The organism is Pseudoclavibacter sp. CFCC 13611, assembly GCF_008831225.1.
Taxonomy (GTDB): Bacteria; Actinomycetota; Actinomycetes; order Actinomycetales; family Microbacteriaceae; genus Pseudoclavibacter_A.
Genome location: NZ_WBKE01000003.1, coordinates 81,888 through 104,832, shown reverse-complemented (window position 1 = coordinate 104,832; position 22,945 = coordinate 81,888). Strand labels below are relative to the sequence as shown.

Sequence of the window (22,945 nt, the reverse complement as noted above, 5' to 3'; positions counted from 1 at the left end):
AGTTCGTGTGACTGCAGAATCAGATCAGCGCAGCGCCGCCTGGGCGGGGTGGCGCGATCGACTCACAGCAGTCGGCGAAAGCGCCCGCAGAGGCACCGAACGCTCGGCGATCCTCGATCTCAGCACCGCGCATCCCGGCGGCATCGCCCGACTCTTCAGCGGGCGAGTCACCCGTCTCTCGACGCTCATTCGCGATGAGAAGGCGCGCGCACGTTCGATGCGGGTCGCTCGGCAGATCGAGCACAAGGCGGCCGAACTGGCCGAAGACCGAGGCATCGACGCGGTGCACCTGCTCGCCGGCGAGATGCTCTGGCACGGCAGCAGAGGGCGCTCCGGACACCTGCCTCTGATCGTTCAGCCAGCCGCGATTCAGGCCGTGCCCGGAGACTTCGAGCTGCTCATCACCGGTCGTTCGCTGATCAATCCCGAGGTCGTCTCGCTGCTGGAACGCCGATTCTCCTCAGAGATCGACGTCGACGGCATCGTTGCGGCCGTGCATGACGAGAACGGCTTTCACCCGGATGAGGCGCTGCACCGTCTCGATCGCGAGTTCCACTTCGTCGACGGCGTCGACTTCCAGAGCCGACTCGTCATGGGAACGTACAGCACCGCGGCGAGCGGTCTCTCGACGCGGGCGGCCACGCGCATCCACCCCATTCTGGATGCGGTCGCCGGTGTGCCGGGCGCGGCCGATTCGCTGCAGGAACGGGCCCGGCTCGTCACTGTAAACAGCGCCGACGAACGCTCTGCGCTGTCGGATGCGCTGATACTCGATGCGAGCGCCGAGCAGGAGCGCGTCGTCGCCCAGGCCAGCACCGGCACATCGTTCGTCGTGCGCACAGTGCCGGGGTCAGGGGTTGCCCAGGCGGTGTCGAACATCTTGGCCACCCTGGTGCCGGTCGGGCGTCGGGTCGCGGTGGTCGCCTCGTCGCGCGCGACGCTGGATGCCGTGGCGGCGAAGCTGGCATCGCGCGGACTGGCCGGCATGGCGGTGACGGCGCAGCACCTGCGCCAGGATGTGGTGCACGCGATCTCGCGCAACGAGCGTGCGCAGGCGCCCCAAGACCGTGAGGAGCGCGCTGGGGCCTACGCCCGCATCCGCGACGCGCTGCTGGGCTACCGGCGCAGTCTGGGGCAGGTCAGTCAGACGTATGGCGTCTCGGTCGAGCAGGCGCTGAGCGAGCTGGCTCGTCTGTCGCTGCTGCCCGACCCGCCGCACACCAAGGTGCGTCTGCACTCGACCGTTCTCGAGGCGCTGGCCGTTGACCGCACCTCGGCAGCGGCTCTGCTGCGCAAGGCCGCTGATCTCGGCCAGTTCGACTTCGGGCCTGACGACTCGTCATGGTACGGGGCCGAGTTCGACACCCCGCAAGACGCTGAGAACATCTATCTGCTCGCCAAACGGCTGGCGGGCAATGACCTGCAGGTACTGGTCGAGAAGTCTCGGCGGGTGTTCCAAGACGCCGGTCTGCGCCGCCCCACGAATCTCACCGAGATCGGTGAGGGGCTCGCTCTGCTGCTGCGCGTGCGCAGCACTCTCGACCGTTTTCAGCCGGTGGTCTACGACCGGTCGCTCGAAGAGCTCATCATCGCGACGGCTCCGCGTCGCGAACAGGATATGCCGGTCGGCTCGCGCCGTCGCCTGCGTCAGCTGGCCAAGGAGTATCAGCGGCCGGGTGCCCACGTCAACGACGTGCACCAGGCGCTGCAGGAGATCCAGGAGGAGCGCATCCTCTGGGGGCAGCTGGTGGCCGACCACCGACCGCCCAACGTGCCGGTCGGCCTCGGCGACGTGAACATCATGTACACCGCGCTGACCGCCGACCTGCAAGAGCTGCAGCGGCCGCTCGACCGTGAGCGCATCGGCGATCTGATGCGTGTGCCGATCGAGCGGGTGCAGGAGGTGCTCGATTCCCTGTCGCGCGACGTCGGTGCGTTGGAGCACCTGCACGAGCGCGCCGAGCTGCTGGCAGCGCTCGAACGCGAGGGGCTCTCTGAGCTCGTCGACGACTTCGCCCGACGGCATGTGACGGCCGAGCACGCCGCTGACGAGCTCGAACTCGCATGGTGGCAGTCGGTGCTCGAACTGCTGCTCGAGCGCGACGGTTCGCTGCTCAACGCCAACACGCAGGTGCTGGCGCGGCTGGAGCGCGATTTCGTGCTCGAAGACCGCCGCGTGGTCGACGATCACGCCCAAGAGCTCGCAGCCACGCTCGCGAGCCGCTGGCGTGAGGCCATCGACGTGCATCCGGACGAGGCGGCCGAACTGCGGCAGCGTCTGCTCGACGACGCCGTCACGCCATCGACGCTCATGCAGCGTCTGCCTGTCGTCGGGCGGGCCATCGCACCGGTCTGGCTGTTCTCGCCGTACCAGTTCGGATCTGATGTGCCTGATCGAGCACATTTCGACACGGTGATTCTGCTCGATGCGGCGAGTATGGCGCTGTCTGAGGCGGTGCTGCCGATCGCCCAGTCCGAGCAGGTCATCGCCATCGGCGACCCGGTGCTCGGCACGCCCAGCCGGTTCAGCATCGATCCGAACGACCCCGAGGTGGTGCCGATCACCGACGAGCCGTCGGCGTTCGCAGCGCTTCGCGGGCTGCTGCCCGAGTTCACCCTCGACTTCAGCTATCGATCCGGCGGCCGTGCCCTGGCGTCGCTGGTGAATCGTCGCTGGTACGACCTGCAGATTCGCGCGCTGCCCTCGGCAGCCGAGTTCGCCGGACAGCGAGCCTACGACGTCGTGCAGGTCGACGCTCCTGGACGCGGCACGCCCGACCCCGACAGCGGCAACGTCGAGGCGCTGCCCGCTGAGGTGGCCAAGGTCGTCGATCTGGCCTTCGCCACTGCGGTCTGGCACCCGGACGACTCGCTCATGGTGGTCACGCCCAGCGAGGCCATGGCACAGCAGGTGCGTGCGGCGCTGCGCTCCGAGCTGGCTACGCGGCAGGCGCTGCAGACGTTCTTCGATCCGCGGCAGCCAGAGCCGTTCTTAGTGCTCACGGTCGCACAGGCTGCGGCGCGCAGTCGCGATCGCGTGATCTTCGCGCTCGGATACGGTCGCACGCCGCACGGCCGGATGCTGTCGGCGTTCGGGGCGATCACCCCAGACCCCAGCGGGATGCGCTGGCTGGGGGTGGCGCTCACCCGCGCTCGTCGTCATCTCACGCTGGTGGCAGCGCTGCAGCCGAGAGGCAATGAACTGGAACGGCTGACCGGAGCCCCGCGGGTGCTCTTCGACCTGCTCGGCGGAGAGCGCGACCCTGCTCCAGAGCGCCGCTTCTTCTCAGCACAGGCACTGCTCGTCGATCTCGGACGTCGGCTGCACCGCAAGGGGCTCAAAGTGAACGATCACTTCGACGACGACCTGGGGCTGGCGGTCGACGACGGCACCACGCAGATGATCATCGAGACAGACTCCGACTACAACCGCGACACGCTTCGAGAGGTGCTGCGCCTGCACCCGACGCTGCTCACCAAGCTCGGCTGGAAGTTTCGCCGGGTCTACTCGTTCGAGCTCTTCGCGAACCCGCAGCGCATCGCCGACGAGATCGCGGCCGAGCTCGATCAGCATCGCGCTGCGGCCGAGCGACAGCAGCGCGAGTACGCGCGTCGAGGGCAGCAGTGACCGAACGCATCCGTCGCATCGGCAGTCGGCGCGTGGTCTATGGCGAGGTGCCCGACGAACACGACGTGCAGGCCGAACGTGCGCTGACCCGGCGTGATCAGACCCTGGCCGCGGACGCATCCGCTGAGCACGGGGAGTGGGGAGATCAGACGGCCGAAGCCGAAGAGGACCGCTGGCTCAAAGCACAGCGGCCTCCGCACTGGGGCTGAGCCGGCGCGATCGGCTCCTGCCGCTCAGCAGACAGACAGAGCCCCGCTGCCACGCCGATAGGGCGATGGCAGCGGGGCTCTGTCATGACACGGTTCTGTCACGACACAGTTCGCCGGGGCCCAGCGGAAGGACGCCCGACCACCGGTCATTTCTGCGCGTGAGCGCCGGAACCGGTGGAGCCGTTCTGCGCCTGCAGAGCCTCCTGGATCTCTTTGAGCACATCGAGCTCGGTGCGGGGGTCTACCGGTGCCTCGGGCTTCTTGGCGCTGTGCTTGACCTGGTACTCGCGCAGCTTGTTGAACGGCAGCACGATGCAGAAGTACAGTGCCAGCGCGATCAGCAGGAAGTTCACGATGGCAGTGATCACTGCGCCGACCGAGAAGTCAGCGCCGTTGATCGTGAAGTTGCCGACTGAGTCGAAGTCGGGCTTGCCGAAGATCGCCGCGATCAGCGGCATGATGAGCTTCTCGACCAGTGCGTTGACCAGCCCGGTGAAAGCCGAGCCGATGACCACACCGACGGCCAGCTCGATCGCGTTGCCTTTTGAGATGAAGTCTCGGAATCCGGCGAAGACCTGTTTCATTGCGTTTGCTCCTGAATCATGTGATTGCACGCATGGCGCGTTGAGGGGCGCCCCGTGCGCCTGTGCAGCGTCTGTGGAACGCCGCCACTCTCTACTGTATAGGCGTCGGCGGAGTCACGGCGAGGATTCGCCGATCGGTGACGATCCAGTCGACCGGTCGGTCGTGCGCTTCGATCGGGAGATCGGCGATCACCTCGTCGTCGAAGACGGCGGCGACCACTGGGGCGGTGAGCGCCCGGTCGGCCAGCGTGCGGTCGTAGAAGCCGCCGCCCTGCCCGAGACGTGCCCCGGTTTCAGAGGCGGCCAGCGCAGGAACGACGATGACCGACGCTTCACGCAGCGCACCCTCAGGCAGTGCGGCAGCATCCGCTTCGGGCACGCCGAGGCCGCTGTCGCGCTCGCCCGCCCCAGCGGCGTCGGCCCAGTCCAGGCCGCCGTCGACCCTGACCTGCGGCAGCAGAACACGGTGCCCGGCCTCTTGCGCGGCCGCGATGAACCCGCGCGTCTGCGGTTCACTTCGGGAGGCCAGATAGCAGGCGACGGTTGCCGGGATGTCACTGGTCAGCTGGCTGAGCAGGCGCAGCAGATTGGGGGTGAGGTCTCGAGTCGGTGATGGAGGCTGGCGCCTCGCTGCGCGGATGCGCTGACGCAGCGCTGCCTTGCGGGCTGTCGACGGCTCGGCCGCGGCGGTGCCCGGCGACGTGTCTGGAATCGGGTCAGCGGCCATCGGCATCAGTCTAATCCCGTGAGCGCGCACGGGTGCCGGTAAGCTGAGGCGTATGACTGCAGAGAATCAGGGTGGTACGCAACAGCATCGTGCGGTGAAGGCGGTGGTGCCGGTTGCGGGTTTGGGGACGCGTTTTTTGCCGGCGACGAAGGCGGTGCCGAAGGAGATGCTGCCGGTGGTTGATCGTCCGGCGATTCAGTATGTGTTGGAGGAGGCTTCGGGTGCGGGGCTTTCTGATGTGTTGTTGGTGACTGGGTCGGGCAAGGGTGCGATCGAGGATCATTTTGATGCGGCGCCGTATTTGGAGTCTCGTTTGGCTGCTGATGGCAAGGATGCTTTGTTGGCGTCGGTGCGTGAGGCGACTGGGGTGGCTGATGTGCATTCGGTGCGTCAGGGTGTGCCGCGTGGTTTGGGGCATGCGGTGTTGTGTGGGCGTGAGCATGTGGGGGATGAGCCGTTCGCGGTGTTGTTGGGTGATGACCTGATTGATGCTGATGAGGATTTGCTGAGCCGGATGTTGGATGTGCAGGCGGCGCGGGGGGCGTCGGTGGTGGCGTTGTTGGAGGTGCCGGCTGATCGTACGCATTTGTATGGTGTGGCCGAGGTTGAGGCGACGGGTGAGGCTGATGTGGTGCGGATCACGGGTCTGGTGGAGAAGCCGGAGCCGGGGACGTCGCCGTCGAATCTTGCGGTGATTGGTCGGTATGTGTTGCAGCCGGGTGTGTTCGATGTGTTGGCGCGCACGGCTCCGGGTCGGGGTAATGAGATTCAGTTGACGGATGCGTTGGAGACGTTGGCGGCGGATGAGTCGATTGCTGGCCCTGTGTTGGGTGTGGTGTTTCGTGGTCGTCGTTTCGATACGGGTGACAAGCTCGAGTATCTGAAGACCGTGGTCACGCTGGCCAGCGAGCGCGACGATCTCGGGCCCGCATTCCGCACCTGGCTCAACGACTTCAGCAAGACGCTGTGAACCTGCCGCTGCATCGGTGCGTCTGGGGCGAGGTCGCCATTCGCCCGGTGCGGCAGCGTGACTGGCGGGCGCTCGACGCCGAGCTGAGAGCCGGCCGGGCCTGGCTGCAGCAGTGGGAGGCCACGCTGCCCGGTCAGCCGGCGGGAATGCCGGACACCCGACGTCAGGTGCGATCGATGATCGTCAGCATGCGCGAGGGCCTCTCGGTCACCTGCGTCATCGAATGGCGCGGCGAGATCGTCGGTCAGGTCAGCGTGGCGCAGATCGCCTGGGGAGCGATGAACTCGTGCTCGATCGGCTATTGGGTCGCCGAGCGTGTGGCCGGTCGCGGCATCGCACCGACGGCGACTGCCCTGATCTGCGATCTGCTGTTTCGGGAGTGGGGCATGCACCGGATCGAGATCTGTATGCTACCCGAGAATGCGGCTTCCCGCCGCGTGCCCGAGAAGCTCGGCTTTCGCCCCGAGGGGCTGCGTCGTGGCTACATCCACATCGGTGACCGCTGGCGCGATCACCTGGTGTTCGCGCTGTTGGCCGAAGACACTCCTCGTGACGGCCTGATCGCGCACCTCGCGGCCGACGGCGGATGCTCGCCACACCGTGGCGAATCATCGCTAAACGACTCTGCCGAACGTAGGTTAATGCCATGAGTGGACTTCTCGGGCAGATCGGCGGCGCCATGCTGGTGCTCTGCATCGTGGGGCTGTGGCTCGCCGTGCTCACTCCAGGCTGGATCGAGCGACGCAATCTGCGCACCACCGCTCGCAACGCCACGCGTGTGCAGCGTGCTGTCAACGTCATCGCTCGCAACCAGGAACTCCCAGACGAATACGAAGAAGAAGTGAGCGCCCGCCGCGCAGCGGTGCTCGCGAGAGAGGCACGCCGAATGGAACGTGAGAGACAGCGTGCCCAGCGTAGCGAAGCTCGCCGCGAAGCCGGTCTGCCGCCGAAACTGCGGGCTGCCGTGCGAGGACAGCGAGTCGGCTCGACACTGAGCCTGATCGCTCTCGGCCTCGTCATCATCGGGGCGCTGCAGGTCACAAATCGTGCGAGCGGGTGGCTCTGGCTCGGCTGCGGCCTGGTCATCGGTGTGCTGGGGCTGGCCATGCGGGCGCGGGCGACTCGAGTCGTGCGCCATCAGCGTCGTCGGCTCGCGGCCGAGCAGACGGCGCAGCAGGTTCCCGCACAGCAGACACCGGTCTATGACGTCGCCGACGATCTCGACGCCGATGCCCGGCGTCAGGCAGCTGCAGAGGGTGTCCAAGCGGACCACACCTGGACGCCGAACCCGCTGCCGAAGCCGCTGGGCGTCACCCGCGACGAAGTCGTCGCGGCAGCCCTCGCTGAGGCAGCACGCATCGGTGACGACTCGGTTCCCGGCCTTCGGCCCGCGACGCCGAACCGCGCTGCAGGCGAGCAGCAGGCAGACGTGCGCCAGCTCCCGGTCGTGACTCCGCAGGCGGACGCCGCGGGCGCATCCGCCGCAGAGCCAGCGCACAGCCGTGACGCGCAGCCAGCCGCAGAGGCGGTCGCCGAAGAGATCGAGGCATCGCTCGGCGAGCACGACGAATACGACTGGATCGACGATCGTGCCGGGGTCGACGCGAGCTTCGACTCGGGGCGCCTCGACGACATTCTGAATCGGCGCCGCAACGTCGGATGAGCACGTGCTCATCGTCTGAGCGTCAGAGTGATTTGTCTTGTTCGTAATTTTGAGTTCATCAAAATATTGCTAGACTGTGGGCATGAGCGTTCATGTCTCCATCGCTCCCGAATCGTGGGGTGAACAGCTGCGTGAAAGCGGACTGCGCGTCACTGCCGGACGCCTGGCGACGCTGCAGTACCTCGACGAGCACCCGCACAGCTCGGCCGCAGACATTCTCGCGGGACTGAGCGACGACATGCCGAGCATCTCGGCGCAGTCGGTGCACAACATCGTGCACGATCTCACCCGCCACGAGCTCGTGCGGCGCATCGATCTGCCAGACTCCGGCAGTGCGCGATACGAGACGCGCACTCACGACAACCATCATCATGTGCAGTGCGTGGTCTGCGGACGCATCGAAGACGTCGACTGCGTCGTGGGGCATGCCCCCTGCCTGACGCCTGACGACGTGCACGGCATGCGCGTGCTGACCGCCGACATCACTTTTCGCGGCGTCTGTCCCGAATGCGAGCAGAAGCTGCGCGACCATGACCCCCAGTACTGAACACAGGGGCGATGTTGCCCTGTGACACGCAGAATCACAACCACAGCACGGAAGGAAGCACACATGTCTGAATCAAAGTGCCCCATCGACCACGAGACCGGAGCACCGGTCAGCGGCGATGCCACCGGGGTCACCATGCCCGGAATCCCTCAGAAAGAGCTGCCGCATCCCACGCAGGGCGACGCCAGCTTCGCCTGGTGGCCGAAGCACTTGAACGTCGGGCTGCTCGATGAGAATCCCCGTGAGCGCAACCCCGAAGAAGACGGCTTCGACTACAAAGCGGCTTTCGAGGCGCTCGATCTCGACCAGGTCAAGAAAGACATCGCCGAGGTGCTCACCACCTCGCAGCCCTGGTGGCCGGCCGACTTCGGGAACTACGGTCCGCTGATCATCCGTGTGGCCTGGCACAGCGCCGGCACCTATCGTCAGTTCGACGGACGAGGCGGTGCGGGCACCGGGCAGCAGCGTTTTCTGCCGACCGAGGCCTGGCCCGACAACGTGAGCACTGACAAAGGCCGTCGTCTGCTCTGGCCGGTGAAGCAGAAGTACGGTCGCAGCATCTCGTGGGGCGACCTGATCGTGCTCGCCGGCAATGTCGCACTCGAGATCATGGGGCTGCCGACTGCCGGCTACGGCGGCGGGCGCATCGACGCGTGGGAGCCCGAGAACGTCTACTGGGGCTCAGAGCCGCAGTGGAAGGGCACTGAAGACCGCATCACTGACAAGCAGCGGCGCGATCTCGAGAAGCCGCTCGGCGCGACAGTGATGGGGCTCATCTACGTCGACCCCGAGGGCCCTGAGGGACAGCCCGATCCGGCCCGCGCTGCGCATGACATCCGTGAGACCTTCGACCGCATGGGCATGAACGATCGCGAGACGCTCGCGCTGATCGCCGGTGGGCACACCTTCGGCAAATCGCACGGTGCCGCACCCGACGGAGAGCACGTGCACGGCAGTCCGGCTGAGGCCGGCATCCAGGATCAGGGCCTCGGCTGGAAGAACGACTTCAAGAGCGGCATCGGCGACGACACCATCACCTCGGGCCTCGAAGTGACGTGGACGTATCACCCCACTCGTTGGGACAACGAGTACCTGCACATTCTCTTCTCATACGAGTGGGAGTGCTACAAGGGTGAGGGCGGCCACTGGCAGTGGCGGCCGAAGGACGGCGCCGGGCAGGACATGGTGCCGCTCGCACACTCCGATGGCCGGCGCGAGCCGCGCATGTTCACCACAGACCTCGCACTGCGCGTCGACCCTGAGTACGAACGCATCGGTCGTGAGTTCCTCGGCGATCAGAAGCTCTTCGAGCAGGAGTTCGCCAAGGCCTGGTACAAGCTGGTGCACCGCGACATGGGCCCGAAGTCGCGTTACCTCGGCAAAGAGGTGCCCGCGGCCGACTACATCTGGCAGGATCCGCTGCCCGCAGCGACCGGTGAGCCGGTGCTGGCCGCCGACATCAACGAACTCAAGCGGCAGATTCTCGCCTCGGGCCTGAGCCGACAGCAGCTGGTCAAGACCGCCTGGGCATCAGCCTCGACGTTCCGCGCGACCGACTATCGCGGCGGCGCAAACGGCGCGCGCATCCGTCTGGAGCCGCAGCGCCACTGGGAGGTCAACGAGCCCGAGCAGCTTGACCAGGTGCTCTCGGTCTACGAGAAGATCCAGAGCGATTTCAACGAGCAGAACGCGCCGCGCCACATCTCGCTGGCAGACCTGATCGTGCTCGGCGGCTCCGCTGCGATCGAGCAGGCCGCTCACGAGGGCGGCGTCGACATCGAGGTGCCGTTCACACCGGGTCGTGTCGACGCCACTCAGGACGACACCGACCCCGAGACGTTCGCATACCTCGAGCCGACCAACGACGGGTTCCGCAACTATCTGCGCCCCGGGCACTCGCTGCCGGCTGAGAACCTGCTGATCGACCGTGCTCAGCTGCTCGGACTGCGTGTGCCTGAGCTGACGGCGCTGATCGGCGGGCTGCGCGTACTGGGGACGGGCTATGAGGGCACCGACCTCGGCCTGCTGACCGATCGTCCCGGCGTGCTGAGCAACGACTGGTATCGCAACCTGCTCGAGAACGGCAACGTGTGGAACTCGACCGACGAGACGCAGAACACCTTCGAGATGCGCCACTACGGCGAAGACGAGGTCGTGTGGCGGGCCAGCCGCTTCGACCTGGTCTTCTCGGCCAACTCGGAGCTGCGCGCCGTCGCCGAGTACTACGCCTCAGACGATGCTCGTGACATCTTCGTGCGCGATTTCGTGGCCGCCTGGAACAAGGTGATGAACGCGGATCGCTACGATCTGCGCTGAACGGTGCGCAGCCGCTGAACGAAGCGCTGCATCCTGAGCGAAAGGGCCCCGTCCACGATCATTCCGTGGACGGGGCCCTTGCACGTCGCGAGCGCTGGCAGCGTCAGCGCTCAGACGATCGGCAGATCATCTCAGTTCGTCGGAAAGCCCAACTCGATCTGGCTTTCGCTGGGGTGCGGCCAACGCGAGGTCACGACCTTGCGGCGAGTGTAGAAGTTGAACGACTCCGGCCCGTACATGTGGGTGTCGCCGAAGAGAGAGCTCTTCCAGCCGCCGAACGAGAACGAGCCGACCGGCACCGGAATCGGCACGTTCACACCCACCATGCCCACCTCGATGTCGAACTGGAACTCACGGGCGGTCTTGCCGTCACGGGTGAAGATCGCGGTGCCGTTCGCATACTGATTGGAGTTGATCAGGTCGACGGCCTCGTCATAGCTGTCGACGCGCACCACTGCCAGCACCGGGCCGAAGATCTCGTCGTCGTACACGCGCATGCCGGGGCGCACGTGGTCAATCAGAGAGACGCCGATGAAGTAGCCGTCGCCCTCGAAGTGCTGCTCGCGCCCGTCGACGACGACCGTCGCACCTTCGCCAGCGGCAGAGCCGACGTACTCGGCGACGCGCTCCTGAGCCTGCCGGGTGATCAGCGGCCCCATCTCCGAATCCGGGTCGAAGCCGTCGCCGATGCGCAGATCGGCGATGCGGGCCGCGACCTTCTCGATGAGCGGGTCGGCCGTGTCGCCGACGGCGACCAACACCGAGACCGCCATGCAGCGCTCGCCGGCAGAGCCGTATGCCGCTGAGACCGCAGCGTCCGCAGCCGAGTCGAGGTCGGCATCCGGCATGACCACCATATGATTCTTGGCGCCGCCCAGCGCCTGCACGCGTTTGCCCGCGTGCGCCGCCGTCTCGTAGACATAGCGTGCGATCGGCGTCGAGCCGACGAAGGCCGCGCCGGCGATGCCGGGGTTGGTCAGCAGCTCGTCGACGACCTCTTTGTCGCCGTGCACGACATTGAGGATGCCATCGGGCAGACCGGCCTCGCGGAACGCCTCGGCGATCCAGACTGATGCGGAGGGGTCACGCTCAGAGGGCTTCAGGATGACGGCGTTGCCTGCTGCGATCGCAGTCGTCACCATCCACAGCGGCACCATGGCCGGAAAGTTGAAGGGCGTGATGCAGGCGACGACGCCGAGTGGCTGGCGCAGCTGATGCACGTCGATGCCGGTGGCGACCTGCTCGGCGAATTCGCCCTTGAGATGGTGTGTGAGCCCGGCGCAGAACTCGACGTTCTCGAGCCCGCGCGCGATCTCGCCGCGTGCATCGGGGACGGTCTTGCCGTGCTCGGCGGTGATGATGCGGGCGAGTTCGTCTGCGCGCTCGTTGATGATGTGCACGAGGCGGAAGAAGACCTGCGAACGCTTCGCGAGGCCGACGCGACGCCAGGCCCGCTGGGCCTCAGCAGCCTGCGCGATGGCGGCATCGACCTGTGCGGCACTGGCGAGCGGCACCTCGGCGGTCTGCCGCCCGGTGGCCGGGTTGAAGACCGGGCCGTACCGTTCTGCTTCGTCCGTCTGCTGACCGCCGATGACGTGCGGGATGCGAGTGAGCGTCTGCGTCGTGCTGGTGGTGGTGTTCATCTGAGCTCCTGTAGCTGCGAATCTGGTGTTTGTGATGAGCGGTGGGGGCGGCGCATGCGCATGATCAGGGCTGCCAGCCGCGCAGGGTGCCGTCAGGTGTGGCGTACTTGGCGACCAGGGTGCAGTCTTTGCCGCCGAGCCCTTCGTCGATCAGCCGCTGCAGCTGATCGGCCGCCAGCGTCGCCGCCGGGAGATGCACGCCGGTCTGTCGGCCGGCCTCAAGCGCCAGACCGATGTCTTTGTTCGCGAGGTCTGCGGTGAAGGTCGCGTCGAAGTTGTGGTCTGCTGCCGAGGTCGGAATCACGCCGGGCACTGGGTACCAGGTCTGCTGGGCCCAGGAACGGCCGGATGACGCGCTCGCGATCTGCCAGAAGACCTTGGGGTCGAGCCCGAGCTCCTCGGCCAGCTGCGAGCCCTCGGAATTCGCGAGCACGTCGATCAGCAGCATCATGTTGTTGACGATCTTGGCGGCGATGCCCATGGTCGGGCCTCCGGCGACGATGGTGCTGCCGCTCATCGGCTCGATGTACTCGGCGGCGCGAGCGGTGTCGGCCGGGTCTCCGCCGAGCATGAAGGCGAGTGTGCCGTCGGCGGCTCCGCTGATGCCGCCGCTGACCGGCGCGTCGACGAAATGGTGTCCGCTGACCTCTGACTGCTCGTGCAGATAGCGCGACGTCTCGACGTCGATCGTCGAGCAGTCGATCAGCAGCGTCGACGTGGCGGCATGCGCCCACACGCCGTCGGCACCCTCATAGACGCTGCGCACATGCTGCCCCTTCGGCAGACTGGTGAACAGCGCATCGGCGCCGTCGAGTGCTGCGGCGATGCTGTCGACGATGGTCACGCCCTCGGCCTGAGCCGCGGCAGTCGCCGCCGGGTTCAGGTCGTAGCCCAGCACGGTGTGGCCGGCACGCACGAGATGGCCGGTCATCCGACCGCCCATGTTGCCCAACCCGATCCAGCCCAAAGTTGCCATGATGATTCTCCTCGGCTCCGTTGTCGAAAAGTCGTATGTGTGATGACAGGCTAAGTCGCCGGTTCTGTGCGTGGCAATCTCTGAGAGACGTCATTTGTGCACCAGAGCTGTGCATTCATGCACAGCTCATGACGCGGATGCGGCACAATGGGGCCATGGAACACAGACTTGACGAGACGCACCTGCAGGGCCTGATGACGTTGCTCGCTGTTGCTCGTTCAGGACGCTTCACCGCCGCAGCGAAAGCGCTCGGAGTGAACCATTCGACGGTGTCGCGCAGAATCGGGCAGCTCGACGAGGCTTTGGGCGGACGCGTGCTGGTGCGGGGTGCGACGGGGTGGGAGCTCACCGTGCTCGGCACGAGAGCGATGCAGGCGGCTGAGCGCATCGAACGCTCCGTGCACGATCTGGTCTCAGACAAGCCCCATGATGCCGTTCGGGGCCTCGTGCGCGTGGGAGCACCGGATGCGTATGCGGTCTTCATCGCCATGCCGGCCTTGGCCTGGCTGCAGCGCAGGCATCCCGCACTCGACCTTGAGGTCGTCGCGGCGACGCAACAGGCTCGACAGCGCCGCTCAGGCGTCGACATCGAAGTGGTCGTCGGTCGGCCACAGGTCAACCGAGCGGTCACCGTCGAGCTGTTCTCATACCAGCTGCGGCTGTACGCGACTGCGGAGTATCTGTCGCGGATGGGTCGGCCTGCGAAGATCGCCGATCTGACCGAGCACCGTCTCAACTACTACATCGAATCGGCGCTGCAGGTCGACGATCTCGACGTTGCACTGCAGCTGCTGCCGCGGATGCGCGAGGCCATCAGCTCGACGAGCGTCTTTGCACACGTCGCTGCTACGCGTGCGGGGGCAGGCATCGGACTGCTGCCGGACTATGTGGCGCAGCGGTACGACGACTTGACCGTGGTGCTCGAACACGAGTTCTCTCACGGTGTCTCGTACTGGGCCGCGCTGCGCGAAGAGAACGACCGCAATCCGGCGGTCGGGGCCTGCCTGTCGGCAATGGTCTCCTACGCCCAGAGCAGCGACTTCGTGAAATGAGTCTGGCGGGCGGCCGAGAGGTCTCTCCTCGGCCGCCCGCCAGACTGTGACGGATGCGTTCAGGCTCCCGGTGTCGCTTCTGCGCGTGTGCTCTGCATCAACGGGGCGATGTGTCGTTCGTGGTCGCGCCGGTCGATCTCTTCGAGGGTGATTCCCTTGGTCTCGCGCAGTGAGACTGCGGCGATCAGGGTGATCAGTGCGGCTCCGACGAGGTAGAGCGCAATCGGCACCCACGAGGAGAATTGTCCGAGCAGCGCAGTCGCGATGATGGGCGCGACGGAGCCTGCCACGATCGAGGTCACCTGGTAGCCGAACGAGACGCCGGCATAGCGCATGCGCGTCGGGAACATCTCGGACATGATCGCAGGCTGGCCGGCATACATCAGGCCGTGCACGAACAGTCCGAGGATGATCGCCAGAATCACCATCAGCGGCGCAGCCGTGTTGAACATCGGGAAGGCGACGAACGGCCAGACACCGGTGAGCACGGCCCCGGCGATGTAGACGGGTTTGCGGCCGACCCGGTCAGTGAGCGCGCCGGTCAGTGGCACGATCACGAACTGGAAGACATGTGCGAAGAACATCAGCCCCAGAATGCTGCTGGTGTCCATCTTGACCCAGACCGACAGATACGTGATCGAGAACGTCACGACCATGTAGTAGAGGATGTTCTCGGCGAAGCGCAGACCCATCGCAGTGAGCACGCCACGCGGGTAGCGTTTGAGCACCTCGAAGACGCCGTAGCGCACCTCGTCCTCCTGCTCGATCTTTCGCTGCGTCTCTTGGAAGATCGGCGCATCAGAGATCTTCGTGCGCACGTAGTAGCCCACGGCCACGATGACGACCGACAGCCAGAAGCCGATGCGCCAGCCCCAGCTCAGGAACGCTTCGGGGGAAAGCGACGCCGAGAGCACCAACAGCACGATCGTCGCCAGCAGGTTGCCGAGAGGCAGGGCGGCCTGCGGCCAGCTGGCCCAGAAGCCGCGTGACTTCGCCGGTGCGTGCTCTGCGACGAGGAGCACCGCTCCGCCCCATTCCCCGCCGACGGCGATGCCCTGGATGAACCTCAGCGCGACGAGCAGCGCGGGCGCCCAGTACCCGACCGTGGCGAAGGTCGGCAGGCATCCCATCAGGAACGTCGAGGCTCCCACCATGATGATCGCCACCTGGAGCAGATGCTTACGGCCGTAGCGGTCGCCGAAGTGTGCGAAGACGATTCCTCCGAGCGGTCGAGCGACGAAGCCGACGGCGTAGGTGACGAATGCGGCGATGATCGGCGCATAGGGGTCTTCGCTGGGCGGAAAGAAGACCTTGTTGAAGACCAGGGTCGCGGCCGTCGCGTAGAGAAAGAACTCGTACCATTCGACGATGGTGCCCGCCATTGACGCGAGCACGACCTGTCGCAGGCCCTTCTTCGGGGCTGCCGGGGCGGACACAGACATCTGCTACCTCCTTGTAGTCAGGGATCTGAGAACATCCTGCAAGAGTTGGTGTGTCATGTCTATGCACCGGCGCTGGTGATTGCGCACAGTGCCTGTGCATATACGCACAGGCACTGTGACCTCGCCAGACATGCAGCGAGCCGGGGTCTCCGTCGTGATGATAGAGGCCCCGGCTCGCGGGAATCGTATACGGAGTCAGTCGCTCACTTGTGCGATTCGGTGCGGTTCAGCTCGTCGTGCAGGTCTTCTGGAGACAGGTTGGCCTCTTCGAACGCCTCGGTGCGCGGCAGCGACAGACGCAGGTCTGTTCCGAGGCAGACCTCGACGGTGCCCTTGGCCATCTGGAAGTCGAGCACATGCCCGCCCATGGTGCGTTCATCGTCGATGAAGTGCACGTGGCAGCCGGGCACCGAGATGCCCTGCTCATACACCGGCGTGCGGAAACCGCCGACGACGCCTGACACATTCTCGAAGCGCAGCGTCGGCTCGTCGTTGGTCGCATCGACCATGCGCGGGTAGGGCTTGCTCTGCAGCTGCACCGTGCGGGTCTTGACCCAGTCGAACTCACCGGTGATGCGCAGCGCGTACAGATAGTTCGGCGACACCGTCAGCGAGTCGACCAGCGCCGAGACGTCTTCACGGCTGGAGTGCCGTTTGACCTCGGCACTCAGGCTGGTCACGAAGTTGGTGACCACGGCGAACGGCGTGCGCGCGTCGAGTGGTGCGGGCTGCACTGAGCCGTCGACGCGCATCTGCCAGCAGTGACCATCGAGAATGATCATCTCGCCGTCGAGCCCGTCGAAGGTGCCCAGACCGAAACTGCCCTGGCCGAGCAGCTCCGCGATGGTCATCTCGCCGTCATAGATGCCGTCGAGCAGTGCGCTCATCAGCGAGGTCTGAAAGACCTCGTGGCGGACGATGTGGTTCGAGACCCGTTTGGCGGCGGGTGCCGACGTCGAATCGGTAATGTCGGATGATGTGGTCATGACAGAACTCCCTCTCTGAGATCACCGGCGAGACCCGCGAGGTTGTCGCGGTAGTCGACCGGTACGTCGATGATGGTCGGGCCCGACTCGGCGAGCCCTGCGCGCACCTCGGTGACGAGTTCTTCGAGCGAGGTGGCGCGGCGGCCGTGGGCGCCGAACGACTCGGCGTACGCAGCCAGATCCGGGTGCCCCAGGGTGATGCCAGAGGTGCGCCCGTACTTCTTCATCTGCTGGAAGGCGACCATGTCGTAGGTGCCGTCGTTGAAGATGACGTGGGTGAAGTTCGCTCCGCGGCGCACGGCTGTGTCCAGCTCCATGGCCGAGAACAGGAAGCCGCCGTCGCCCGACACCGAGAGCACCGGCTCGTCGGGGCGAACCATGGTGGTGGCGATGGCCCACGGCAGCGCGACGCCGAGCGTCTGCTGGCCGTTCGAGAACAGCAGCCGACGCGGGCGGTAGGTGCGGAAGTAGCGGGCCATGTAGATGTAGTGCGAGCCGACGTCTGAGATCACTGTGGTGTCATCGCTGACGAGGTCTCGCAGGGTGAGCGTCACGGCCACGGGGTCGAGTCCGAACTTGTCGTCGTGCTCTTCGCTCGGGCGTGCCTTCTCGGCGAGACGGGCGAGCTGTGAGTCGACGACCTCGCGAGCCGCGCTCTCGAGCTTCAATCCCTGCAGCCGGTCGGCGAGAGCCGAGACCGTGGTGGGAATGTCGCCGCGCAGCTCGAGCGCGGGCGCATAGCTTGCGTCGATGTCGGCTGCGATCTCGTCGAGGTTGATGATGCGACGCGAGCTGTCGTGATTCCACATCTTCGCGTCGTACTCGACCGGGTCGTAACCGATCGCAAGCACCACATCGGCGTGATCGAGGATGACGTCGCCGGGCTGGTTGCGGAAGAGCCCGACGCGACCGAGGTAGTGATCTTCGAGATCGCGTGAGACGAGCCCCGCGGCCTGGAAAGTCTCGACGACCGGCAGCTCGGTGGCCTTCAACAGCTGGTGCAGTGCCTCGGCCCCAGAGGTGCAGGCTGAGCGCACGCCGGCCAGGATGACCGGGAACTTGGCATTGCGCAGCAGATCTGCTGCCGCATCCAGCGACTTCTGAGAAGCCGGACCGAGGTCGGGCACCGGCTGCACAGGAGGCAGCGGCACTGAGGTGTGCTCCGCCATCACGTCAGAGGGCAGCACCAGTGAGGCGGCGCCCCGCGGCATCACCTCAGCCTGGCGGAAGGCGTTCACGATCGCCTCGGGAACGTTGTCTGCGGAGTCGACCTCGCCGGCGAACTTCGAGACGGTCGACAGCAGGCCCACGGCATCCATCGACTGGTGAGTGCGCTTCAGGCGGTCGCCGCGCGGCACGGCGCCGCACAGCGCGATCATCGGATCACCCTCGGTGGTCGCCGTCACCAGTCCGGTGGCGAGGTTGCTGGTGCCGGGCCCTGAGGTGACCAGTGCGACGCCGGGGTGACCGGTCAGACGACCGACGGCGGCGGCCATGAATGCCGCATTCTGCTCGTGTCGGCAGACGACGACCTCGATGGGGGAATCCTCCAGAGCGTCGAAGACCTGATCGACCTTCGCGCCGGGAACGCCGAAGACCCATTTCACGCCTGCCGCCTCGAGTGCTTCGACGATGCGGTTCGCGCTGCGCACCGATTCTGCGCTGCTGTTCATTGCTGCTCCTGAACTGTGCGGTCGCCAGCTGGTGCCGGCGACCGGGATGTGTGTGATGGAAACCTGTGGGAAAGTGTGGACGAGCGGGTCGGTCTCGTCATGGCGCCTGCCGCTCTGTGAGGGAGCGGCAGCATCGCTGTGACGCTGAACCGACTGGCTCGAGAACACCCCGCGTCTTTGAGGTGGACTCACCGTATACAACATAGATACTAGATCTCTTTGGGGCTGAGCGCGAATCTGTTTCAGAAGAGCTCATCGGGACGAAGGCGATAGCTGTGGTCGTGCGGCGGTTGGGGCTGATGTGGGTGGTCAGCCGGGCGACTGTTCGGCCGGCCGGACGGATGATATGCGAAAAGTGTGGTCTACCCGAAGGTAGACCACACTTTTCGCTCGTCAGCTTTGTGCGCTGTTGCTACTGGCTCATCACGCTACTGGTTCAGCGGAATGCCCAGCGCGTCGAGCGTCGCCTCATGCATCGTCTCAGAGAGCGTCGGGTGTGCGAAGACCACATGCTCAAGGTCTTCGGCGGTGCCCTCGAGAGCTCGCAGCACGCTGAACCCGGGCAACAGCTCGGTCACGTTCGGGCCGACCAGGTGTGCGCCGAGCAGCTCGCCCGAGGCCGCATCGTAGATCACCTTGACGAAGCCCTCGGTGTCGTCGATGCCGATGGCGCGGCCGTTCGCGACGAAGGGCATATGCCCCACGTTGAGCTCATGACCCGCCGCACGAGCCTGCGGCTCGGTCATGCCCAGACTGGCGACCTCGGGATGCGTGTACGTCGCCCCCGGGATCCAGTCGCGGTCGACGGGCTGCGCACTGCGCACGCCGGCCAGGTGCTCGACCGTCGCGACACCCTCATGCGCGGCCTTGTGCGCGAGGCACGGCGGGCCCGCCACGTCGCCGATGGCGTACAGCCCCGCGACGTTAGTGCGCCCCCATTCATCGACCGCGATGAAGTGACCGCGATCGGTCAGCTCGCAGCCGAGGGGTTCGAGGCCGAGCCCCTCGGTGTTGGGCTGCACGCCGGCGGCGATCAGCAGACGATCGGCACGCACCTCGGTGCGTGAACCGTCGCCCGACACCAGTACCGCCGTGACCACGTCGGCCGTCGACTCGACCTGCTCGAGATGCGAACCGGTGTGCACCTCGATGCCGCGACGCTCGAACGAGCGACGCACCACGGCCGAGACCTCGGGGTCTTCGACCGGCAGATTCTGATCGGCGAGCTCGACGATCGTCACGCGGGCACCGAGATCGCGGTACAGACTTGCGAACTCGGAGCCGATCGCCCCCGAACCGACGATGAGCAGGTGCTCGGGCACATCGGTGGGAATCAGCGCCTCGGCGCTCGTCCAGATGCGCTCACGGTCGGGAACGATGCCCGGCAGTGCTCGCGGTCGTGCGCCGGTGGCCACGATCACGTGGTCGGCGGTGAACGTCTGGTCGGCGGCAGAAACCTCCGACGCCTTGCCCGCGACCGGGGTGACGGACACCTCGCCCTTGCCGGTGAGCGCGGCCTCGCCGGCGATGACCCGCACGCCATTCTTGCGCATGAGGCCGGCGACGCCCTGTGACAGGCGATCGGCGACATCGCGGCTGTAGCGCACCAGAGCAGACAGATCGATGCCGAGCTCACCGGTGGTGAATCCGAGTCGGCCGGCCTGCGTGATGCTGCGCAGCGTGTCGGCTCCATGCAACAGTGCCTTGGTGGGGATGCAGCCCCAGTTCAGGCACACGCCGCCGAGCTCGGCCCGCTCGACGAGCACGGTGTCGAGACCGAGCTGCGCCGAGCGGATCGCTGCGGTGTAGCCGCCGGGCCCGCCGCCGATGATGAGCACATCTGCATGTTCGTTCTGTGTCGTCATCTCAGCCCCTCACGCCAGCAGCAGTTCGGGCGACTCGATGATCTTCGCCAGCTCGGCGAGGAATCGGGCGGCGAGTGCGCCATCGATCACCCGGTGATCGCTCGACATCGTCAGCGCCAGAATGCTGCGGCCGATGACCTGCCCATCTGCGTCGAACACGGGTCGACGCTGAGCGGCGCCGACGGCGAGGATCGCCGCCTGGGGTGGGTTGATGATCGCATCGAACTGCGTGACTCCGAACATGCCGAGGTTCGAGATGGTGAAGCTGCCGCCCTGGAACTCGTCCGGGGTCAGCGTGCCTGCCTTCGCCTTGGTCGCGAGCAGACGAGTCGCATCGCTGATCTCGGCCAGCGACTTGACGTCGGCCTCGCGCACGATCGGCGTGATCAGCCCGTTGGGCGTCGCCACGGCGATCGCGATGTCGGCGTGCCGGAACTGCAGAATGCTCTGGCTCGCTTCGTCGAACTGCACGTTGACCTCGGGCACCGTGACCAATGCCTGTGCCACCGCTTTGACGATGACGTCGTTGACCGAGAGGTGCACTCCGGGCAGCTTGTCGTTGAGTGAGGCGCGCAGTTTCAGCAGCGCGTCGACCTCGACCTCGTGCGTCACCCGGTAGTGGGGCGCGTTCTGCTTCGAGGCCTGCAGTCGCTGCGCGATGACCCGCCGCACCGAGGTGAACGGAATCGTCTCGAACGCCGGCTCGGCGAGCTGCTCCGGCGTCACTCCCGAGGCTTCGGCCTCGACGGCAATGCGCAGACGGTGTGCGGCCTCTTCGACGTCGGCCTTCGTCACACGACCGGCGCGACCGGTCGCCTTGGCGTCGTGCAGGTTGACGCGCAGCTCTTTCGCCACCCGACGAGCGACCGGCGTGGCAGGCACGGTCGAGTCGTCCTCGGTCGACCGCAGCACGACGCCGCGACCGCGAACGGGTTCGGGTACGGAGCCTCCTGCGGAGAGGACGGCTTTGCGCACGTCTTCGACGCTCACGCGACCGTAGCGATCAGTGCCGGTCACCTTCGACAGATCGATGCCTTCACCGTCAGCCAGTCGTCGTGCGTGCACCGTCGCTGCGACATCGGCATCGGTGCTGCCCGAAAGCGCCGCCGGAATGCGGTACTCCTGGTCGGCGGCCGATTGCGCCGGCGCGCCCGAGGGCACGCTGACCGTCGCTGCGAAGGGCGATGCTGCGGCGGATGCCGGAATCGCCGCCGCTGGCACAGGTGCGCTGGCCGTCGGTGCCGGTGCGCTCACGGCCGCAGCGGCCGGGGCGGAGGCGACCGGCGCATCCGACGATGCTGCTGCCGCCGGAGCCTCGCCGAAGCGAACCGCGTCTTCGGCCTTGCGCTGCTCGATGAACGCGTCGATCTCGTCGTCGGGAACGCTCGGATCAGCGCTCACGCCGATGATGGCGCCCACGGGGCGCACATCACCCGAGTCGGCGACGATGCGCCGCAGCGTGCCGTCGAACGGCGCCTCAAGGTCGTTGGTGATCTTGGTCGACTCGACGGTGACGATGGGGTCGCCCTGTTTGAAGGAGTCGCCGACCTTGATGTTCCACGAGTCGATCGCCCCCTCTTCCATGGTCATGCCCCAGTTGGGAATCTCAAGGGCCTTGATCTCTGCCATGGTCATGCCTCCATGAGTTTGCGCACCGACGCCTCGATGCGCTCTGCCGAGGGCACCCAGTGCTTCTCGAGTGCGGGGGAGAACGGCACCGGGGTCAGCGGCGGGGTGATGAGCTCGACCGGTGCCTTCAGGCTGTTGAAGGCCTTGATCGACACCAGTGCGGCGACGTCCTGGCCGAACCCGCAGCGTGCGGACGACTCGTCGACGACCACGACGCGGCCGGTCGACTCGGCTGACTCGACGATCGCGGCCTCGTCGAGCGGCGAGGTCGTGCGCGGGTCGACCACCTCGACCGAGATGCCCTCGGCGCCGAGCTTGTCGGCGACCTCGTTGGCGGTGTTGACCAGCTTCGACAGCGCGATGATGGTCACATCGGTGCCTTCACGGGTGTAGTTCGCGACGCCCAGAGGAATCGTGTACGGCTCATCGGGCACCTCGCCCTTGATGTCGTAGAGCGCCTTGTGCTCGCAGAACATGACCGGGTCGTCGTCGCGGATCGAGGCCAGCAGCAGCCCCTTCGCATCGTATGGGTTCGACGGGGCCACGACCTTCACCCCGGCGGTCGAGGTGAACACGTTGTAGGGCGAGTTCGAGTGCTGCGCCGCAGCGCCCACCCCGGCGCCGATGATGCCGCGCACGGTGAGAGGTGTCTTGGCCTTGCCGCCGAACATGTAGCGGAACTTGGCCGCCTGGTTGTAGATCTCGTCGTAGCAGACGCCGAAGAAGTCCATGAACATCAGCTCGGCGACCGGGCGCAGACCGGTGACGGCCGCACCGGCGGCGAGCCCGAGGATGGCCGACTCACTGATCGGGGTGTCGACGACGCGCTCGTCGCCGAATTCCGTCCACAGGCCGCCGGTCACGTTGAACACGCCGCCGAAGGCCTCGACGGTCTTGTCCGGGTTCGTGCCGCCTTTACCGCCTCTGAGGTCTTCGCCGACCAGAAAGACGTTCTCATCTTCGCGCAGGGCATCGGCGAGTGCTTCGCGGATGGCCTCTCTATAGCTTTTCTTGCTCATTGCCGTTCGTCTCCCC

At 66.2% G+C, this 22,945-nt stretch carries 18 protein-coding genes; 8 read left to right on the top strand and 10 right to left on the bottom strand.

Translation table 11 applies throughout. From position 1 onward, the window contains the following. Window positions 1-7: 7 nt before the first annotated feature. Together F8O08_RS09065 and F8O08_RS09060 are read left to right on the top strand one after the other, a co-directional pair. Window positions 8-3,628 (top strand): DEAD/DEAH box helicase, encoded by a 3,621-nt coding sequence (locus F8O08_RS09065; RefSeq protein WP_158043083.1) that lies wholly within the window; start codon window positions 8-10, stop codon window positions 3,626-3,628. Continuing rightward, window positions 3,625-3,837, top strand: coding sequence for a hypothetical protein (locus F8O08_RS09060; RefSeq protein ID WP_158037158.1), 213 nt, complete (start codon window positions 3,625-3,627; stop codon window positions 3,835-3,837). The genes F8O08_RS09065 and F8O08_RS09060 overlap by 4 nt, the downstream gene beginning before the upstream one ends. A 146-nt stretch (window positions 3,838-3,983) precedes the next feature. On the opposite strand, the gene mscL is transcribed toward F8O08_RS09060, so the two are convergent. Together mscL and F8O08_RS09050 are read right to left on the bottom strand one after the other, a co-directional pair. After that, window positions 3,984-4,421, bottom strand: coding sequence for a large conductance mechanosensitive channel protein MscL (gene mscL, locus F8O08_RS09055; RefSeq protein ID WP_158037159.1), 438 nt, complete (start codon window positions 4,419-4,421; stop codon window positions 3,984-3,986). Window positions 4,422-4,512: 91 nt separating this feature from the next. After that, window positions 4,513-5,148, bottom strand: coding sequence for a 5-formyltetrahydrofolate cyclo-ligase (locus tag F8O08_RS09050; protein WP_192497749.1), 636 nt, complete (start codon window positions 5,146-5,148; stop codon window positions 4,513-4,515). 52 nt (window positions 5,149-5,200) lie between these two features. Between F8O08_RS09050 and F8O08_RS09045 the strand changes: the two genes are divergently transcribed. From F8O08_RS09045 to katG, 5 genes are all read left to right on the top strand, one after another. After that, complete coding sequence (locus F8O08_RS09045) at window positions 5,201-6,118, top strand: UTP--glucose-1-phosphate uridylyltransferase (protein ID WP_158037161.1); 918 nt, start codon at window positions 5,201-5,203, stop codon at window positions 6,116-6,118. Next, complete coding sequence (locus F8O08_RS09040; RefSeq protein WP_225733321.1) at window positions 6,115-6,768, top strand: GNAT family N-acetyltransferase; 654 nt, start codon at window positions 6,115-6,117, stop codon at window positions 6,766-6,768. The genes F8O08_RS09045 and F8O08_RS09040 overlap by 4 nt, the downstream gene beginning before the upstream one ends. Next, window positions 6,765-7,781, top strand: coding sequence for a hypothetical protein (locus tag F8O08_RS09035; protein ID WP_158043081.1), 1,017 nt, complete (start codon window positions 6,765-6,767; stop codon window positions 7,779-7,781). The genes F8O08_RS09040 and F8O08_RS09035 overlap by 4 nt, the downstream gene beginning before the upstream one ends. A gap of 82 nt (window positions 7,782-7,863) precedes the next feature. Then, on the top strand, window positions 7,864-8,328 hold the full coding sequence (locus F8O08_RS09030) for a Fur family transcriptional regulator (protein ID WP_158037163.1): 465 nt from the start codon (window positions 7,864-7,866) through the stop codon (window positions 8,326-8,328). Window positions 8,329-8,391: 63 nt separating this feature from the next. Next, window positions 8,392-10,644: a catalase/peroxidase HPI gene (gene katG / locus F8O08_RS09025; RefSeq protein ID WP_158043080.1), complete on the top strand. Its 2,253-nt coding sequence runs from the start codon at window positions 8,392-8,394 to the stop codon at window positions 10,642-10,644. Window positions 10,645-10,775: 131 nt separating this feature from the next. Here katG and F8O08_RS09020 read toward each other — a convergent pair whose 3' ends face one another. Next, on the bottom strand, window positions 10,776-12,287 hold the full coding sequence (locus F8O08_RS09020) for a CoA-acylating methylmalonate-semialdehyde dehydrogenase (protein ID WP_158043079.1): 1,512 nt from the start codon (window positions 12,285-12,287) through the stop codon (window positions 10,776-10,778). 64 nt (window positions 12,288-12,351) lie between these two features. Beyond that, complete coding sequence (locus F8O08_RS09015; protein WP_158037166.1) at window positions 12,352-13,263, bottom strand: NAD(P)-dependent oxidoreductase; 912 nt, start codon at window positions 13,261-13,263, stop codon at window positions 12,352-12,354. A gap of 155 nt (window positions 13,264-13,418) precedes the next feature. Between F8O08_RS09015 and F8O08_RS09010 the strand changes: the two genes are divergently transcribed. Then, window positions 13,419-14,315: a LysR family transcriptional regulator gene (locus tag F8O08_RS09010; protein ID WP_225733322.1), complete on the top strand. Its 897-nt coding sequence runs from the start codon at window positions 13,419-13,421 to the stop codon at window positions 14,313-14,315. Between the two features lie 59 nt (window positions 14,316-14,374). Here the strand turns inward: F8O08_RS09010 and F8O08_RS09005 are convergent, their stop codons facing one another. The 6 genes from F8O08_RS09005 to F8O08_RS08980 form a co-directional block, all read right to left on the bottom strand. Further along, a complete protein-coding gene (locus tag F8O08_RS09005) occupies window positions 14,375-15,757 on the bottom strand; it encodes an MFS transporter (protein ID WP_158037167.1) in 1,383 nt (460 codons plus the stop codon). A 203-nt stretch (window positions 15,758-15,960) separates the two neighbouring features. Then, window positions 15,961-16,743, bottom strand: a complete 783-nt coding sequence (gene budA, locus F8O08_RS09000; protein WP_158043078.1) for an acetolactate decarboxylase — start codon at window positions 16,741-16,743, stop codon at window positions 15,961-15,963. After that, window positions 16,740-18,416: an acetolactate synthase AlsS gene (alsS, locus tag F8O08_RS08995; protein ID WP_158043077.1), complete on the bottom strand. Its 1,677-nt coding sequence runs from the start codon at window positions 18,414-18,416 to the stop codon at window positions 16,740-16,742. The genes budA and alsS overlap by 4 nt, the downstream gene beginning before the upstream one ends. Window positions 18,417-18,844: 428 nt before the next feature. Continuing rightward, complete coding sequence (gene lpdA, locus F8O08_RS08990) at window positions 18,845-20,281, bottom strand: dihydrolipoyl dehydrogenase (RefSeq protein WP_158043076.1); 1,437 nt, start codon at window positions 20,279-20,281, stop codon at window positions 18,845-18,847. 9 nt (window positions 20,282-20,290) lie between these two features. Then, window positions 20,291-21,910 carry a dihydrolipoamide acetyltransferase family protein gene (locus F8O08_RS08985; RefSeq protein ID WP_158037170.1) on the bottom strand — a complete coding sequence of 540 codons (1,620 nt, stop codon included), beginning with the start codon at window positions 21,908-21,910 and terminating at the stop codon, window positions 20,291-20,293. Window positions 21,911-21,912: 2 nt separating this feature from the next. Beyond that, complete coding sequence (locus tag F8O08_RS08980; RefSeq protein ID WP_158037171.1) at window positions 21,913-22,929, bottom strand: alpha-ketoacid dehydrogenase subunit beta; 1,017 nt, start codon at window positions 22,927-22,929, stop codon at window positions 21,913-21,915. Between the last annotated feature and the right edge of the window lie 16 nt (window positions 22,930-22,945).

Coding starts and splice junctions, on each gene's coding strand:
- mscL (WP_158037159.1), bottom strand. CDS start 4,421: ATGAAACAGGTCTTCGCCGGATTCCGAGACTTCATCTCAAAAGGCAAC.
- F8O08_RS09050 (WP_192497749.1), bottom strand. CDS start 5,148: ATGGCCGCTGACCCGATTCCAGACACGTCGCCGGGCACCGCCGCGGCC.
- F8O08_RS09045 (WP_158037161.1), top strand. CDS start 5,201: ATGACTGCAGAGAATCAGGGTGGTACGCAACAGCATCGTGCGGTGAAG.
- F8O08_RS09035 (WP_158043081.1), top strand. CDS start 6,765: ATGAGTGGACTTCTCGGGCAGATCGGCGGCGCCATGCTGGTGCTCTGC.
- F8O08_RS09030 (WP_158037163.1), top strand. CDS start 7,864: ATGAGCGTTCATGTCTCCATCGCTCCCGAATCGTGGGGTGAACAGCTG.
- katG (WP_158043080.1), top strand. CDS start 8,392: ATGTCTGAATCAAAGTGCCCCATCGACCACGAGACCGGAGCACCGGTC.
- F8O08_RS09020 (WP_158043079.1), bottom strand. CDS start 12,287: ATGAACACCACCACCAGCACGACGCAGACGCTCACTCGCATCCCGCAC.
- F8O08_RS09015 (WP_158037166.1), bottom strand. CDS start 13,263: ATGGCAACTTTGGGCTGGATCGGGTTGGGCAACATGGGCGGTCGGATG.
- F8O08_RS09010 (WP_225733322.1), top strand. CDS start 13,419: ATGGAACACAGACTTGACGAGACGCACCTGCAGGGCCTGATGACGTTG.
- F8O08_RS09005 (WP_158037167.1), bottom strand. CDS start 15,757: ATGTCTGTGTCCGCCCCGGCAGCCCCGAAGAAGGGCCTGCGACAGGTC.
- budA (WP_158043078.1), bottom strand. CDS start 16,743: ATGACCACATCATCCGACATTACCGATTCGACGTCGGCACCCGCCGCC.
- alsS (WP_158043077.1), bottom strand. CDS start 18,416: ATGAACAGCAGCGCAGAATCGGTGCGCAGCGCGAACCGCATCGTCGAA.
- lpdA (WP_158043076.1), bottom strand. CDS start 20,281: ATGACGACACAGAACGAACATGCAGATGTGCTCATCATCGGCGGCGGG.
- F8O08_RS08985 (WP_158037170.1), bottom strand. CDS start 21,910: ATGGCAGAGATCAAGGCCCTTGAGATTCCCAACTGGGGCATGACCATG.
- F8O08_RS08980 (WP_158037171.1), bottom strand. CDS start 22,929: ATGAGCAAGAAAAGCTATAGAGAGGCCATCCGCGAAGCACTCGCCGAT.